The organism is Methylobacillus pratensis (genome assembly GCF_054072455.1).
In genome coordinates, this window is record NZ_JBSUSR010000003.1 from 203,967 (window position 1) to 218,516 (window position 14,550).

13 protein-coding genes are annotated in these 14,550 nt (G+C 58.5%); 7 read left to right on the forward strand and 6 right to left on the reverse strand.

Annotation, left to right across the window (positions count from 1 at the left end; genetic code table 11):
• Positions 1-4 precede the first annotated feature (4 nt).
• The gene (gene lptF, locus ACW4YW_RS08365; RefSeq protein WP_457137165.1) at positions 5-1,093 is read right to left on the reverse strand and encodes an LPS export ABC transporter permease LptF; all 1,089 of its coding nucleotides are present in this window, start codon (positions 1,091-1,093) and stop codon (positions 5-7) included.
• A gap of 96 nt (positions 1,094-1,189) precedes the next feature.
• On the opposite strand from lptF, the gene ACW4YW_RS08370 reads away from it, so the two are divergent.
• From ACW4YW_RS08370 to ACW4YW_RS08380, 3 genes are read left to right on the forward strand one after another with little or no spacing between them, the layout of a single operon-like run.
• Complete coding sequence (locus ACW4YW_RS08370) at positions 1,190-2,680, forward strand: leucyl aminopeptidase (protein ID WP_457137166.1); 1,491 nt, start codon at positions 1,190-1,192, stop codon at positions 2,678-2,680.
• 6 nt (positions 2,681-2,686) lie between these two features.
• Complete coding sequence (locus ACW4YW_RS08375; RefSeq protein WP_457137167.1) at positions 2,687-3,115, forward strand: DNA polymerase III subunit chi; 429 nt, start codon at positions 2,687-2,689, stop codon at positions 3,113-3,115.
• Positions 3,116-3,130: 15 nt separating this feature from the next.
• Positions 3,131-3,685: a hypothetical protein gene (locus ACW4YW_RS08380; protein ID WP_457137168.1), complete on the forward strand. Its 555-nt coding sequence runs from the start codon at positions 3,131-3,133 to the stop codon at positions 3,683-3,685.
• 12 nt (positions 3,686-3,697) lie between these two features.
• Here the strand turns inward: ACW4YW_RS08380 and gcvH are convergent, their stop codons facing one another.
• Positions 3,698-4,069: a glycine cleavage system protein GcvH gene (gene gcvH / locus ACW4YW_RS08385; protein WP_457137169.1), complete on the reverse strand. Its 372-nt coding sequence runs from the start codon at positions 4,067-4,069 to the stop codon at positions 3,698-3,700.
• 180 nt (positions 4,070-4,249) lie between these two features.
• Between gcvH and pbpG the strand changes: the two genes are divergently transcribed.
• The gene (gene pbpG / locus ACW4YW_RS08390) at positions 4,250-5,266 is read left to right on the forward strand and encodes a D-alanyl-D-alanine endopeptidase (protein WP_457137170.1); all 1,017 of its coding nucleotides are present in this window, start codon (positions 4,250-4,252) and stop codon (positions 5,264-5,266) included.
• 112 nt (positions 5,267-5,378) lie between these two features.
• Here pbpG and topA read toward each other — a convergent pair whose 3' ends face one another.
• The 3 genes from topA to ACW4YW_RS08405 all read right to left on the reverse strand — a co-directional run bounded on the left by topA (position 5,379) and on the right by ACW4YW_RS08405 (position 9,700).
• Positions 5,379-7,913: a type I DNA topoisomerase gene (topA, locus tag ACW4YW_RS08395; RefSeq protein ID WP_457137171.1), complete on the reverse strand. Its 2,535-nt coding sequence runs from the start codon at positions 7,911-7,913 to the stop codon at positions 5,379-5,381.
• Positions 7,914-8,033: 120 nt separating this feature from the next.
• The gene (gene ttcA / locus ACW4YW_RS08400) at positions 8,034-8,945 is read right to left on the reverse strand and encodes a tRNA 2-thiocytidine(32) synthetase TtcA (RefSeq protein WP_457137172.1); all 912 of its coding nucleotides are present in this window, start codon (positions 8,943-8,945) and stop codon (positions 8,034-8,036) included.
• A gap of 14 nt (positions 8,946-8,959) precedes the next feature.
• Positions 8,960-9,700, reverse strand: coding sequence for a pteridine reductase (locus tag ACW4YW_RS08405; RefSeq protein ID WP_457137306.1), 741 nt, complete (start codon positions 9,698-9,700; stop codon positions 8,960-8,962).
• Positions 9,701-9,769: 69 nt separating this feature from the next.
• Between ACW4YW_RS08405 and ACW4YW_RS08410 the strand changes: the two genes are divergently transcribed.
• The gene (locus ACW4YW_RS08410; protein WP_457137173.1) at positions 9,770-10,930 is read left to right on the forward strand and encodes a class I SAM-dependent methyltransferase; all 1,161 of its coding nucleotides are present in this window, start codon (positions 9,770-9,772) and stop codon (positions 10,928-10,930) included.
• 29 nt (positions 10,931-10,959) lie between these two features.
• On the forward strand, positions 10,960-11,676 hold the full coding sequence (trmB, locus tag ACW4YW_RS08415) for a tRNA (guanosine(46)-N7)-methyltransferase TrmB (RefSeq protein ID WP_457137174.1): 717 nt from the start codon (positions 10,960-10,962) through the stop codon (positions 11,674-11,676).
• Here trmB and yihA read toward each other — a convergent pair.
• Entirely contained in the window at positions 11,635-12,258 is a 624-nt protein-coding gene (gene yihA, locus ACW4YW_RS08420) for a ribosome biogenesis GTP-binding protein YihA/YsxC (protein WP_457137175.1), read from the reverse strand. The genes trmB and yihA overlap by 42 nt on opposite strands.
• A 349-nt stretch (positions 12,259-12,607) precedes the next feature.
• Between yihA and ACW4YW_RS08425 the strand changes: the two genes are divergently transcribed.
• Positions 12,608-14,539, forward strand: coding sequence for a cytochrome c biogenesis protein ResB (locus ACW4YW_RS08425; protein WP_457137307.1), 1,932 nt, complete (start codon positions 12,608-12,610; stop codon positions 14,537-14,539).
• The last annotated feature ends 11 nt before the right edge of the window (positions 14,540-14,550 follow it).

A 14,550-nucleotide genomic window follows, 5' to 3' on the forward strand; every position in this document is an offset into this window, starting at 1 on the left:
CGGCTTATTTTCTACGCCACAAGCGCGGCAGGAACGGTAACTGGAACAAGCGGCGGTAGAACATCCAGAATGTCAGCAGCAGGAAGAAGGCATGCACGGGCCATAAGCCGACCAGCGAGGGAATCTTGCCTTGCGCGAGCCAGGCCTGCATGATGCTGAGCAGGTTGTTGTACACGATATAGATCAGCAGCGCCATCATCAGGTTGGCGGAGCGGCCGGAGCGGGGGTCGACGAAGCTCAGGGGAATTGCTAGCAGGATCAGCACGAATGCCGAGATCGGGATGGCAAGGCGCCACTGCAGCTCTGCATTGCTATCCGGGCTGTGTTCGTTGAAGAGTTCGAGGGTGTCCCTGGATTGCGTGTTGGGCGGTTGCTGCTGCACCTCTGCAGGCTCGATGCGGATGGCATAGCGCTCGAACTCGGTGATCGAGTATTCCGCAGTATTGGGCGTGCCTTCATAGCGCCGGCCATTCTGCATGACCAGGAAGTTGTCATCGTTCTCGGCCGTTTCACGGTGGCCGCGCGCGGCCACGATAATGCCGAGCTTCTGGTGCTGCATGGATTGCACGAAGATATTCTTGACGATATTGCCCAGCTCATCGAAGCTTTCCACGAAGAACACGCGGTCGGCCTGGCGGGATTCCTTGAACACGCCCGGGCTGATGGATGAAAGCTCGTCGCGGCTTTTCAACTGGTCGCGGAACTCGGCACCCTTATTGGTGGCCCAGGGCGTGACGAACAGGCTGAGAAAAGCAATGACGATGATGACCGGCAAGCCGAACGTCAGCACTGGGCGTATCCAGCTGGAGAGCCCTTGGCCCGCACTGAACCAGACCACCATCTCACTGTCGCGGTGCCAGCGCGAAAGCGTCAGCAATACGGCAAGGAACAATGTGAGCGAGAGCATCATGGGCAGGAATTTCAGCATGCTGAACCCCAGCAGCGTATTGATGGCGTCGCTGGCAAGGCTGCCTTTGGCGGCAATGCCGATGTAGTATGCTACGCGCTGGGCGATGACAATGCCGAACAGCACCAGGAAGCCGCCGATGGCGGTGGTGACTAGCTCTTGCAGTAGTGAGCGTTTGAAGAGCATCTTAGAAAAGCAGGTAGTTCAAATTCCGCAATTGAGGTTGATTTACCGCGAAAACGCGGGATAATTCAGAAGGCTTTAAATCTTAAGGATCAAGGAATGGAATTTAGCATAAAAAGTGGTACTCCGGAAAAACAGCGTAAAGATTGCGTTGTGGTCGGCGTGTTTGAAGCGCGTAAATTTTCCGCCGCCGCCGCGCTGCTCGATCGCGCATCCGACGGCTATCTCGGCAATGTCCTGCGCGCGGGCGACATCGATGGCAAGCCCGGCTCCACCCTGCTGCTGCATTCCGTTCCTGGGGTCGCTGCCGCGCGCGTGTTGCTGGTCGGCCTGGGCAAGGAGCGCGAGCTCAACGAGCGCAGCTACCGCCAGGCCTTGCGGGCCGCCGTCAAAGCTCTAGGCGGCCTCGATGCCGCGGATGTCGCAACATTCCTGGCCGAAGTGCCGGTGAAGAAGCGTGACGCCGCCTGGCGCGTTGCCCAGGTGGCGGAAATTGCCGAGGACAGCACCTACCGTTTCGACCGCTTCAAGACCAAAGCCGCGAATGGCAAGAAAGGCATAGCCAAATTGCAAGTACACGTTGCCCAGCGCAGCGACGTGGCGGCGGGTGAAGCAGGCCTCAAGCAGGGCAAGGCGCTCGCTGCCGGCGTGAGCTTCGCCAAGGATCTCGGCAACCTGGCGCCGAACTATTGCACACCGACTTACCTGGCCGAGCAGGCCAAGGCATTGAGCAAGAGCCATGGATTGCAGGTGGAAGTGCTGGAGAAGTCGGAGATTGAGAAATTGGGCATGGGGTCGTTCCTGGGTGTGACCCAGGGCAGCGTGCAGCCGCCCAAGCTGATCGTGCTGCAGCACAAGAAAGGCAAGAAGAGCCAGAAGCCGGTAGTGCTGGTGGGCAAGGGCATCACTTTCGATACGGGCGGCATCTCGCTCAAGCCCGGTGCCGACATGGACGAGATGAAGTACGACATGTGCGGCGCGGCCAGCGTGCTGGGCACGTTCAAGACCATTGCCGAGCTGGATTTGCCGTTGAACGTGGTCGGCATCATCCCGACGTGCGAAAACATGCCGGACGGCAATGCGACCCGGCCGGGCGACGTGCTGATCAGCATGTCGGGCCAGACCATAGAGGTGTTGAATACGGATGCGGAAGGCCGCCTGATCCTCTGCGATGCGCTCACCTATGCAGAACGCTTCGAGCCGCAAGCCGTCGTGGATGTGGCGACCCTGACTGGGGCTTGCGTGATCGCGCTCGGGCATCACGCAAGCGGCTTGTTCAGCAACAAGGACAGCCTGGCCGAAGAGCTGCTGGAAGCGGGCAATGAGGCGCAAGACCGGGCATGGCGTCTGCCCCTCTGGGACGACTACCAGCCGCAGCTCGACAGCAACTTTGCCGATATGGCGAATATCGGGGGCAGGGCAGGCGGCAGCATCACCGCGGCATGCTTCCTGTCGCGTTTTGCCAAGAAATATGACTGGGCCCATCTCGACATCGCGGGGACTGCCTGGAAGTCGGGCAAGGAAAAAGGCGCGACCGGGCGTCCAGTGCCGTTGCTGACCGAGTTCCTCAAGCAGCGTGCCGGGCAGTAAACACGCATGACAAGGGTGGATTTCTTTTTCAACGTACCGAATAAGGCCTTCCATGTGGCCAATCTCAGCAGCCGTGCCGCGCAACGCGGGCGGCGGCTGATGGTGTTGACTTCTACCCAGCAGGCGGCGGAGCAGTTGGGCTCGTTCTTATGGAGCAACCCGCCGACCGGTTTTCTGCCGCACTGCCATGCAACGCATCCCCGTGCGGCTGAAACGCCGGTCATCATAGATTGGCGTCACGAGCCATTGCCGCACGACGATATCCTGATCAACCTGGATAGCCATTATCCGCCGTTCTTCAGCAGGTTCAGGCGCTTGATCGAGATCGTGGGGCTGGACGAGGGTGACCGTGCCTCGGCGCGTGAACGTTACCGCTTTTACCGGGACCGGGGATATGAAATCAGGACATTCGATGCCAGTGGCGCAGCATTATGATGAAACGAGGAGCTCATGAGCGACCAATCGCAAGATGAACTGGCGCTGGTACTGCGCCGCATCAACTCGCTGAGCAGTCCGGCTGTTCAGCCATCCGACCAGCCAGCCGCGGATGATGTTCCTGTGTTGACGGACGTTTACGAAGGGGCAGGCGCCTTCAGCATGGTCGAGATCGAGCAACTGCTGGCTCCGTATTATGCCGATGATGATCATGCCGAACCGGCAACTCAGGAAACGCCTGAGTCGCTATCACCAGCGCCGCCAGAGGCAGCTACGCCCCAGGCATCGGGCATCAAGTTCTTGCCGGCGGATGTGGATGAGGAGGTGGATATCCCTGAAGAAGGAGGGCTATTTATTCCGCAGGAACCCGATCATCCGCAATTGCTCCTGGCGCGCCAGGAGCTTGCCGAGGCAGTACTTGCAGATATGCAGCCTGTGATCGCCCATGCCATCCAGGATGCCTTGGCGAGGGAGATGCAGGCCTTGATCCCCAAGCTCGGCGCCGAGGTTGAAAGCGCATTGGCCGAGACCTTGCGGGAGCGTGTGATCGAGGCGCTGAAAAAGGATTAGGGTAAACGGGCTCTAACCCAGCAAGGCCTTGTATTCAGCCGCGCTCAGCAGGCCAGCAGGTTCGTTTGCCGGCTGGAATGAAAAAATCCAGGCATCGTAAGGTTTGTCGTTGATGTCTTCAGGCGTGCTTTGCAGTGCTTCATTGATGGCGACGACTGTGCCGCTGAGGGGTGCATGCAGGTCGGAACCGGTCTTGACCGATTCCACCAGTCCGCAAGGCTGGCCCGCGGAGATGCTGCTGCCGGGCTTCGGGGCTTCGACATAGACGATATCGCCCAGCAAGTCCTGGGCATAGTCGGTAATGCCGGCCAGCCAATGGCCGTCTTCATGCTGGCGTACCCATAGGTGTTCGGCGGTATATTGCAGGTTCTCGGGAATTTTCATGAAAAAGCTCAGGAGAATAATGTCGGCATATTTTCGCACAAAGCGCTTAAGCCGGCGTACAACGTGATTTTTTTATGTTTCCCTATTAAGAAAGTTTATAAACTTCCGTTGCTATGTAAATGACAAATCAAACTTTTTTGGATATTATTCTTCTCGACCATTGAACGGGGTGGGCGCGACATGATACGTAAAATCACATTACTGCTGACCATGCTGGCATTGTGCATGCCGCCAGCATTGGCCTATGCAGCGGAAAAAAAGCCGCAGAAGACTGCGTCAAGCAAGACCAAGGCGAGCAAGAAAGTAGTCGCCAAGAAGAAGACCAAGACGACGGTAGCGAGGAAAAATGAGGCCAGCGGCCGCATTATCAGCACCATACGCTCCAACAGCGCCGTCGCCACAGCCAGCCCCAGCGTGTTCAAGGACTACGGCACCGGCTTGAAATTGGCTTCCAGTAAGGCGATGATCGTAAATCAGGATTCCGGCGAGATATTGTTTGCCAAAGGGACGGATATCGCCGCGCCGATTGCTTCCCTCACCAAGCTGATGACGGCGATGGTAGTGCTGGACGCCCAACTGGATATGGAAGAAAAGCTCCACGTCACACGGGACGATATCGACACCCTCAAGGGAACCGGTTCACGCATGCCGATCGGCGCCTCGCTGACGCGTGCGGAAATGCTGCAGCTTGCCTTGATGGCCTCGGAAAACCGCGCGGCTTCGGCATTGGGCCGTCATTACCCAGGCGGCGTGGATGCATTCGTCGCGGCGATGAACGCCAAGGCGCTGCAATTGGGCATGCTGCATTCGCGTTTTGCCGACCCTACCGGCTTGAACAGCGCCAATGTCTCCACCGCGGAGGACCTGGTGAAGATGGTGCGCGCGGCATACCAATATCCCGAGATCCGCCACGTCTCGACCAGCAGCTCCTATTCCGTGCCGGTCAACGGCACGCGTGCGCCATTGCAGTATGTGAACAGCAATGTGCTGGTGCGCAACAGCGACTGGGTGATTGGTCTTTCCAAGACCGGCTACATCAACGAGGCCGGGCGATGCCTGGTAATGCAGGCGCAGGTCGGCGGGCAGCCCTTGATCATTGTCTTGCTGGATTCATTCAGCAAAAATGCTCGGGTGGGTGATGCGCAGAAAATCCGCAAGTGGATAGAAAGCAGCAATAGCCATCGCAATGCGAGCTAATTGAACAGTCTTCAATATAAATAAAAAAGCGGCTTGAGAGCCGCTTTTTTATTATCTATTACCCGATCGATTTAGCTTGGTTCGGTTTTGGAGGTGTCAGAGGCTTCCAGATTTATTCACTCTCGCTGGCAGCGGTCTTTTTCTTGCGTGTCGTGGTGGCCGCTTTCTTGGTGCCGGCGGCTTTTTTCGCAGGGGCCTTGGCTTTCTTGGCCGGTGCGTCCTTTGCCGCCTTGGCTGACAGCAGCTCCAGAGCCTGCTCCATGGTCAGGCTTTCCGGCTCCTGGCTCTTGGGCAGTGTGGCGCGCAGTTTTCCATGTTGCACGTAAGGCCCGAAGCGGCCGGAGTAAATGGCGATATTGCCAGTGCCGTCCGGGTGCGCACCCAGCTCCTTGATCGGAGCCGGGCCGGAGTTGGCTTGCGCCAATAGCTCGACTGCACGCGCCAAGTCGATGTCGAAGACGCTGTCGCTCTTGGGGATGGACTTGAACTTGCCGTCGTGGTTGACGTAAGGCCCGAAGCGCCCGATGTTGGCTACCACCTTCTTGCCAGTTTCCGGGTGCTGGCCCAGGTCGCGCGGCAAGGCGATCAGTTTGAGCGCTGTCACCATGTCCAGGCTGGCAGCGGGAATTTCCTTGGGAATGCTGACGCGCTTGGGCTTCTTCTTGCTATCCGCCTCTGGCAGGCCGATCTGCAGGTAAGGGCCGTACGGGCCGTTCAGCAGCAGGATATCCTTGCCGCTTTCCGGTTCCTGGCCGATTACAGTCGGTTCGTTGCTGTTGGTATTTGCAGTCGGGTTGCGGATGTAGTCGCACTCCGGGTAGCCCGAACAGCCGATGAACTTGCCGAAGCGGCCCAAGCGGGATTGCAGGGGCTTGCCGCATTTCGGGCAGGCTTCGTCGAGCACCTCGACGCCGGGGCGCTCCACGTTGCTCTTTTCATGGATCTGGTTGTTGAAGCCCTGCCAGAATTCATTGAGCACGGGAATCCATTCGCGCTCGCCTTCGGCGATGTCGTCCAGCTCGTTTTCCAGGTTGGCGGTAAAGCCATAGTCGACGTAACGCGTGAAATGCTCGGTGAGGAATTTGTTCACCACGCGGCCGACATCAGTCGGGGTGAAGCGCTTCTTATCCAGTAGGACGTATTCGCGGTCCTGCAAGGTGGAAATGATGCTGGCATAGGTGGAGGGACGGCCGATGCCGAACTCTTCCAGGGCCTTGACCAGGCTGGCTTCCGAGTAGCGCGGCGGCGGCTCGGTGAAATGCTGGTCGCCGAATATTTTCTGCACGGCGAGCACTTCGCCGGTTTCGAGGTGCGGCAGCTTGCTTTCGCCTTCTTCCTCCTCGTCGTCCACGCCTTCCATATAGACGGCGATGAAGCCGGGGAACACCAGCGTCTGGCCTGTGGCGCGGAACAGGTTGGCTTCGCTGCCGACGGCAAGGTCGATGCTGACGGCGTCGAACTTGGCCTGGGTCATCTGGCACGCCAAGGCGCGCTTCCAGATCATTTCATACAGCTTGAACTGCTCGTCGGTGAGGAACGCGCGCAAGCTGGCCGGAGTACGTGTGATGTCGGTCGGGCGGATCGCCTCGTGGGCTTCCTGCGCGTTCTTGGCCTTGGTCTTGTACATGATCGGCGACCTGGGCAGATAGTCGTTGGCGAAGTTCTGCTTGATATAGTCGCGGATCTGCATGACGGCCTCGGCCGCGAGGCTGAAGCTGTCGGTACGCATATAGGTGATCAGGCCCACCGTGCCGCTGCCGACGTCGATGCCTTCATACAGCTGCTGGGCGACGCGCATGGTGCGGCTGGTGGTGAACCCGAGCTTGCGCACGGCTTCCTGCTGCAGTGTGGAGGTCGTGAACGGTGCGGCGGGGCTGCGGCTGCGCTGCTTTTTCTCTACGCGGGTGACCGTGGTCTTGCCGGCGCTGACGGCAATGAGCTTGCCGACGATTTCCTGCTGCTGCTCCTGGCTGGTGACGGTGAATTGCTCCACCTTCTTGCCGTCGAGCTGCACCAGCTTGGCATCGAACACATGCTGGTGCTTGGCTGATTCCAGGTGGATGGTCCAGTATTCCTGGCTCTTGAACGCCTCGATCTCGAGTTCGCGCTCGACGATCAGGCGCAGTGCGGGACTTTGCACACGGCCGGCGGACAAGCCGCGGCGGATTTTCTTCCACAGCAAGGGCGAAAGGTTGAAGCCGACGAGATAATCCAACGCCCGGCGCGCCTGTTGCGCGTTCACCAGCGGCATGGAGATATCGCGCGGTTCGTCGATCGCATTCTGCACGGCATTCTTGGTGATTTCGTGAAACACCACGCGCTTCAGCAGCTTGTCCTTGAGCAGTTTCTTGCTCTTGAGGATTTCGGCGATGTGCCAGGAAATGGCTTCCCCTTCGCGGTCCGGGTCGGTGGCGAGGTAGATGGCGTCTGCCGTCTTGACCGCCTTGGCAATCGCATCCACGTGGCGCGAGTTGCGGTCGATCACTTCGTACTTCATGGCGAAGTCATGTTCGGGATCGACCGCTCCCGTCTTGGGAATCAGGTCGCGCACGTGTCCATATGAGGCCAGAACCTCAAAATCCTTGCCCAGGTATTTTTTCAGGGTCTTGGCCTTGGAAGGTGATTCAACGATCAGCAGTTTTGACATGGACACACGATTTGTGGGATGCAGAGCGGCAGATGATAAGAGTAAATCGCTTGCCGCACAAGAAAGCACTGTAAATTTAGGCGCTTGCCGACAATCTTTTCCTGAGTGCGATGGTAAGCGTCAGGCGATATTGCGCTTGAACTCGATGCGGGAGCTTTCGCTGGAAACCAGGCTCAAGGCCGGGTTGTTTTCCTTGTCGATGTCGCCGAACAGTGGGTCTTCGTCCTCAGCCCTGGTCTGCGACATGTGCTTGAAGTCATAGAGGTCGGTGTCGCCGAGGTGGGAAGGCTCGACATTGCAGATGGCGCGGAAGATATTGTTGACGCGGCCGGGCTGCTCGCGCTCCCAGGCTTGCAGCATGTCCTTGACCTTCTGCCGTTGCAGGTTTTCTTGCGAGCCGCACAAATCGCAAGGGATGATGGGGAAGTTCATGCCGCGAGCGTAGCTGGCGATATCCTTCTCCGCGCAATAGGCCAGCGGGCGGATGACGTGGAATTCGCCCTTGTTGGTGGCGAGCTTGGGCGGCATGGCCTTCATCTTGGCGCCGAAGAACATATTGAGGAACAGGGTTTCGACGATATCGTCGCGGTGGTGGCCCAATGCGATTTTATTGGCGCCCAGCTCCTGGGCCGTGCGGTAGATGATGCCGCGGCGCAGGCGCGAGCACAGGGAGCAGGTGGTCTTGCCCTCCGGAATTTTCTCCTTGACGATGGAGTAGGTGTCGGCCTCGACAATGCGGTGCTCGACGCCCAATTGCTCCAGGTAGGCGGGCAGGATGTGTTCGGGGAAGCCCGGCTGCTTCTGGTCGAGATTCATGGCGATCAGCTTGAAGTCGACTGGCGCGCGTTCCTGCAGGGCCAGCAGCATCATGAGCATGGTATAGGAGTCCTTGCCGCCGCTCATGCAGACGAGGATGGTGTCGCCGTCCTCCACCATGTTGTAGTCGCCAATGGCTTTGCCGGTGGCGCTGATCAGGCTGTTGCGCAGCTTGAGAAAGCTGTTGGAGGCATCGTCTGGATAGTGTTTGATCATGATTAAGCAATACTTTAAAGATTGAGTGAGCGTCCGCCATCGACGGCGATCACGTGTCCGGTAATGAACGGGGCGTCCTGCAGCAGGAAGCGTACGGCCTTGGCGACGTCGTCGCCTTCGCCGATGCGCTTGAGCAGCGTTTGCGAGATCACGCGCTGGCGGTACACCTCGTCGAACTGCGGGTTGTTCTCAGGCCATAATACCGGCCCGGGAGCGACGGCGTTGACCCTCACTTCCGGCGCCAGTTCGTGCGCAAGGGACTTGGTGAGCGTCACCAGGCCTGCCTTGGCAACGCTGTAAACGATATATCCCTTTTTCGGGCGCTCCACGTGCATGTCGGTGATGTTGATGATGGTGCCGTGGGTTTTCCTGAGCTCGGGCGCTGCGGCCTGCGACAGGAACAGCGGCGCCTTGAGGTTGGGCCCGATGAGGTCCTCCCATTGGTGCTCGTTGATGCTGCCCAGCTCGCTGGGATAATAGCTGGAGGCGTTGTTGATGAGGGCGTCCAGGCGTCCGAAGTGCTGCACGGTTTCCTGTACCAGCTTGGGCAGTACGCTCAGTCTCAACAAGTCTCCCTGGATGATGGCGACGGAATTGGGGCGTTTCAGGTTGAGTTCGGATTGCAGGGTGCGTGCTTCGTCATCCGAGCTGCGATAATGGATCATAAGCCTGGCGCCTTCCGCATGTAGCAGGCGGCAGATGGCCGCACCCACACGTTTTGCACCGCCAGTGATTAAAATGACCTTGTTTTCCAGGGAGGAATCCACCAAATGTTCCAGACCGCGTCAAAATTCAGGAATAACGTGACATTATAATCCAATACCATGAATATCTCCGCCTTGCCAATTCCCGATGCCGACGCCATTGCCCATAGCGCCCGACTGCTTGCGCTGATCCGCAAGGAGGCGCTGGATGCTGGAGGCTGGATCAGCTTTGTCCGTTATATGGAGCTGGCGTTGTATGCGCCGGGCCTGGGCTATTACAGCGCGGGGACGCAAAAATTCGGTGAGGCCGGCGATTTCGTGACGGCGCCGGAAATGACGCCGCTGTTCGGCGAGACGCTGGCGCGGCAGGTCATGGAAGTGTTGGCGCAAACCGGCGGCAGCGTCCTTGAGCTCGGCGCGGGCCGTGGCAGGCTGGCCGCTGCCGTGCTGGAGGAAATGCAGCGAGCCAACGCGTTGCCTGTGCAATACCTGATCCTGGAGGTCAGCGCGGACTTGAAGGAGGTGCAGCGGCAATACCTGCAATCGACACTCGCGCCAGCGTTGTACGAGCGCGTGTCTTGGCTGGATGCCTTGCCTGCTGAGTTCACAGGCGTCGTGCTCGCCAACGAGGTGCTGGATGCAGTGCCTGTGCATCTCGTGCGCAGGGAGAGCGATCATTGGCAGGAAATAGGCGTAGCCGTGGATGAAGCAGAGGCTTTGATGCTGGATTCCCGGTCCTTGATTGATGCTTCCCTGGTAAGCGGCATTGATGCGCTTGCATTGCCAGAACACTACCAGACTGAAGTCAGCCCAGCTGCCCAGGCGCTGGTGGCAAGCCTGGCACAGTGCCTGCGGGAAGGCGTATTGCTGTTCATCGATTATGGGTTTTCACATGCGGAGTATTACCACCCGCAACGCCATCAAGGCACGCTCATGTGCCATTACCGCCACCATGCCCATCCAGACCCGCTGTTGTACCCGGGCTTGCAGGATGTGACCGCCCATGTCGATTTCTCTGCCATGGCGAAGGCAGGCCTTGGGCAGGGCCTGCAGTTGCTGGGTTATTGCGGGCAGGCGCAGTTCCTCATCAATTGCGGGATTACCGAGCTGATGCTGCGTGTGCCGGCGGACGACCTCAGGCGGTACGCGCCAATGGCAAGCCAAGCGCAAAAACTGCTGTCGCCCGCGGAAATGGGCGAACTGTTCAAGGTGATTGCGCTGGGCAGGGGCGTGGGGCGGCTCTCGGGTTTTGTTCGCGGCGACCGCTCGCATACCCTATAATCGCGGTTTTTTCAGTGGTTGAATCAAGCATGGATCAAGAAACGGCAGGCAAGGAAGACATCAGCAAGGAGGAGCTCGCGAAACGCCCGATCCGCAGCTTCGTGTTGCGCCAGGGCCGGTTGACCCATGGACAGCAGCGCGCGCTGGATGATCTCATGCCGGTGTTCGGCGTGCCTTATGCGCCTGCCATCCTGGACCTGGGCACGCTGTTCGGGCGTGAGGGCAGCCCGAAGATCCTGGAAATCGGTTTCGGCATGGGGGATAGCACGGCCAAGATTGCGCAGAACCAGCCGGAACGGGATTTCCTCGGCGTGGAGGTGCATACCCCTGGGGTCGGCAGCCTGCTCAAGCAGATCGGCGAGCTGGAGCTCAATAACCTGCGTATCGTCCAGCACGATGCGGTGGAAGTGCTGAAGCACATGATTGCCGACGCCAGCCTGGACGGCGTGCACATTTTCTTTCCTGATCCGTGGCACAAGAAACGCCACCACAAGCGCCGGCTGATCCAGGCCGAATTCGTCAAGTTGCTATGCGGTAAGCTGAAAGCAGGCGCTTACTTGCATGTGGCGACCGACTGGCAGGAATATGCGGAATGGGTGCTGGACATCCTGCAGCAAGAGCCGCTGCTGGAGAATACGGCGCAGGATTATGCGCCCAAGCCGGATTACCGGCCGATGACCAAGTTCGAGAACCGCGGCATCAAGTTAGGCCACGGCGTCTGGGACATCATCTTCCGGCGTAAATAGCCAGCGCCCGATCACGGCTTCGGCTTCCTCCACGCCCTGCTTCTTCAGGCTGGAGAACAGTTGCACGCTGCAATTGCCCCAATTGGCCTCGAGTTCCTTCCTGACCTGCTGCAATGTCTGGTTGGCGGCCTGGCGTGACAATTTGTCCGACTTGGTGAGCAGGGCATGAATGGGCTTGCCGCTCGGGCTGTACCAATCCAGCATCTGGCGGTCCAACGGGGTGAGGGGGTGACGGCAGTCCATCACCAGTACCAGGCCGCCGATGCAGGGGCGCTGGCTCAGGTAGCTGGCCAGCGTGAGCTGCCAGTGCTTGCGCATGGCTTCCGGCACCTTGGCGTACCCGTATCCAGGCAAGTCCACCAGGAAGCGGTCATTGCCCAGGCTGAAAAAATTGATGAGCTGGGTGCGCCCGGGCTGCTTGCTCACAAAGGCAAGCCGGTTGTGGTTGGCCAATGTATTCAAGGCGCTGGATTTCCCGGCGTTGGAGCGTCCTGCGAACGCAACCTCCACGCCGGCAGGGGGAGGTAGGTCGCTCAGCTTGTGGGCGGAAATATGAAAAGTGGCGTTTTGAAACAAGGGCATGGATAGGAGAGGGCTGTCGACGAAAAGGGAAAAATATTAGCACGAAGTAGGGTTTTTTATATAAAATGCGGCCCTATTCGCAGTGTTGGTATGCAGAAAGTTGAGAGTTTGCCAGCGCGCTACGTTGAGTCAGGCAGGAAGTTTAAGTAAACCGAGTTGTTTTTGCTTCGCCTGACAACCGAAAGCCTCATATAAGCGTTAAGGGTGGCATTAGCCGCCCTTAACTTTTTATATTGCCAGGCTTGCAACCAACCATAGGCATGATGGTCTCACCTCAAATTTTTTAAATGGTCTTGTTTTGAATTCCGTACAGTCCACCAGGCACAGGCTATATGAGCTGCTGAGCTCGATGCGCTTTGCAGTCAGCGTGCTGGTCGTGCTGAGCATCGCCTCCATTATCGGCACCGTGCTCAAGCAGAATGAGCCGTATACCAACTACATCGTGCAGTTCGGCCAGTTCTGGTTCGAGTTCTTTGAGTTCCTCGGGCTTTACGACGTCTACCATACCGGCTGGTTCCTGGTCATCCTCGTCTTCCTGGTGCTTTCGACCTCGCTCTGTATTTACCGCAACACGCCGCTCATGTTGCGGGAGCTGCGCGCATTTCGCGAGAACGCCAAGGAAGTTTCCTTGCGCAGCTTCAGCCATCATCACGAATACCACACCCCTTACTCGACCGGGGAGACCGCATCCCGCCTGGCGCAGTTCCTTTCGGCGCACGGCTTCCGCTATAAGACGGTGACGCAGGAAGATGGCGGCAACCTGTTCGCCGCCAAGGCGGGCAGCTACCAGAGGCTGGGCTATATTCTCACGCATGCCGCGATCGTCATTATCTGTATCGGCGGCCTCATGGACGGCAACTTGGTATTCAAGGCGCAGGAGCTGCTTGGATACAAGGTGATAGAAACGCGCGATATCCCCGAGCGCAAGGTGCCGCCGGAGAGCCGTATGTCTCCGGCCAATCTTTCCTTCCGCGCCAATATGACGCTGCCAGAAGGCGCCGGCGCCAATGCGGCCTTCCTGCGCGTGCGGGACGGATACCTGGTGCAGGACTTGCCATTCAGCATCGTATTGAAGACTTTCCGTATCGAGCATTACGACACCGGGCAGCCCAAGTCATTCGAGAGCGATATCATGATCATCGATCCCGAACGCGAGGACCCTATCACGGCGACGATCAAGGTGAACCATCCCTTGATCTACAAGGGCATTGCCATCTACCAGTCCGATTTCGGCGATGGCGGCTCCAAGCTGGACTTCAAGGTATGGAACCTGTTGGGCAGCCATGCCGACAACATTCCGTTCAGCGGCAACGTATTCAATAAATATGACGTCAGCGGCGGCAACAATCCGTTGAGCGTGGAATTGTCCGATTTCCGCCTGTTCAATATCTTGAACCTTTCCGTCGACGGCAAGGGCAAGCCGCGCAACGTGGGCCCGAACGTCACCTTCAAGGTGCGCGATGCCGAAGGTCAGGCGCGCGAATATGTGAATTACATGAACCCGCTGCTGCTGGATGGAAAGCAATATTTCCTTTCCGGCATGCGCTCCATGCAGCAGGACAGTTATCGCTACCTGCGGATTCCTGCGGATGAAGAGGGCGGTATCGAGGGCTATATGAACTTCCGGGCGGCGATGTTTGACCAATCGTTGTATCCGGAAATCGTGCGTCGCGTCTCGCAGCTGGCCTTGTCCAACCATGGCGATATCGACACGGAAACCAGGACCAGATTTGAAGCCAGCGTCAGGCAGCTGTTGCAGGCGTTCGGCCAGGGCGGTTTCGGCAAGGTGGCCGAGATGATAGACGAGGCCGTGCCGGAGGCGCAGCGCGCGGGCGCAGCGCAGGCATACCTCAAGATCGTGACGACGGCCGCCTTCAATGCCTATGCGATCAGCCGCGAGCGTGCAGGGCTGCCGCCAACCGGCAATAGCGAGGAATTGCAGGCCTTCATTGAGGATAGCCTGCATGCGATCAGCGACAGCTTCCATTACGGCGCGCCGCTGTACCTGCAATTGACCGGGTTCGAGCACCGCCAGTCCAGCGGCTTGCAATTGACGCGCTCTCCGGGCAAGGTGCTGGTCTATTCGGGTTCCGTGCTGCTGGTGCTGGGCATCTTTGCCATGATCTATATCCGCGAGCGCCGCATCTGGCTGCTGGTGAAGCCGGAAAGCAGCCGCGTGCTGTTTGCCATGTCGGCCAACCGCAAGAACCGCGATTTCGATATCGAATTCGACAAAATGCGCGACAAGCTCGCGCGCCTGCTGGAAAACCAGCACGTGTGACATCTGTCACG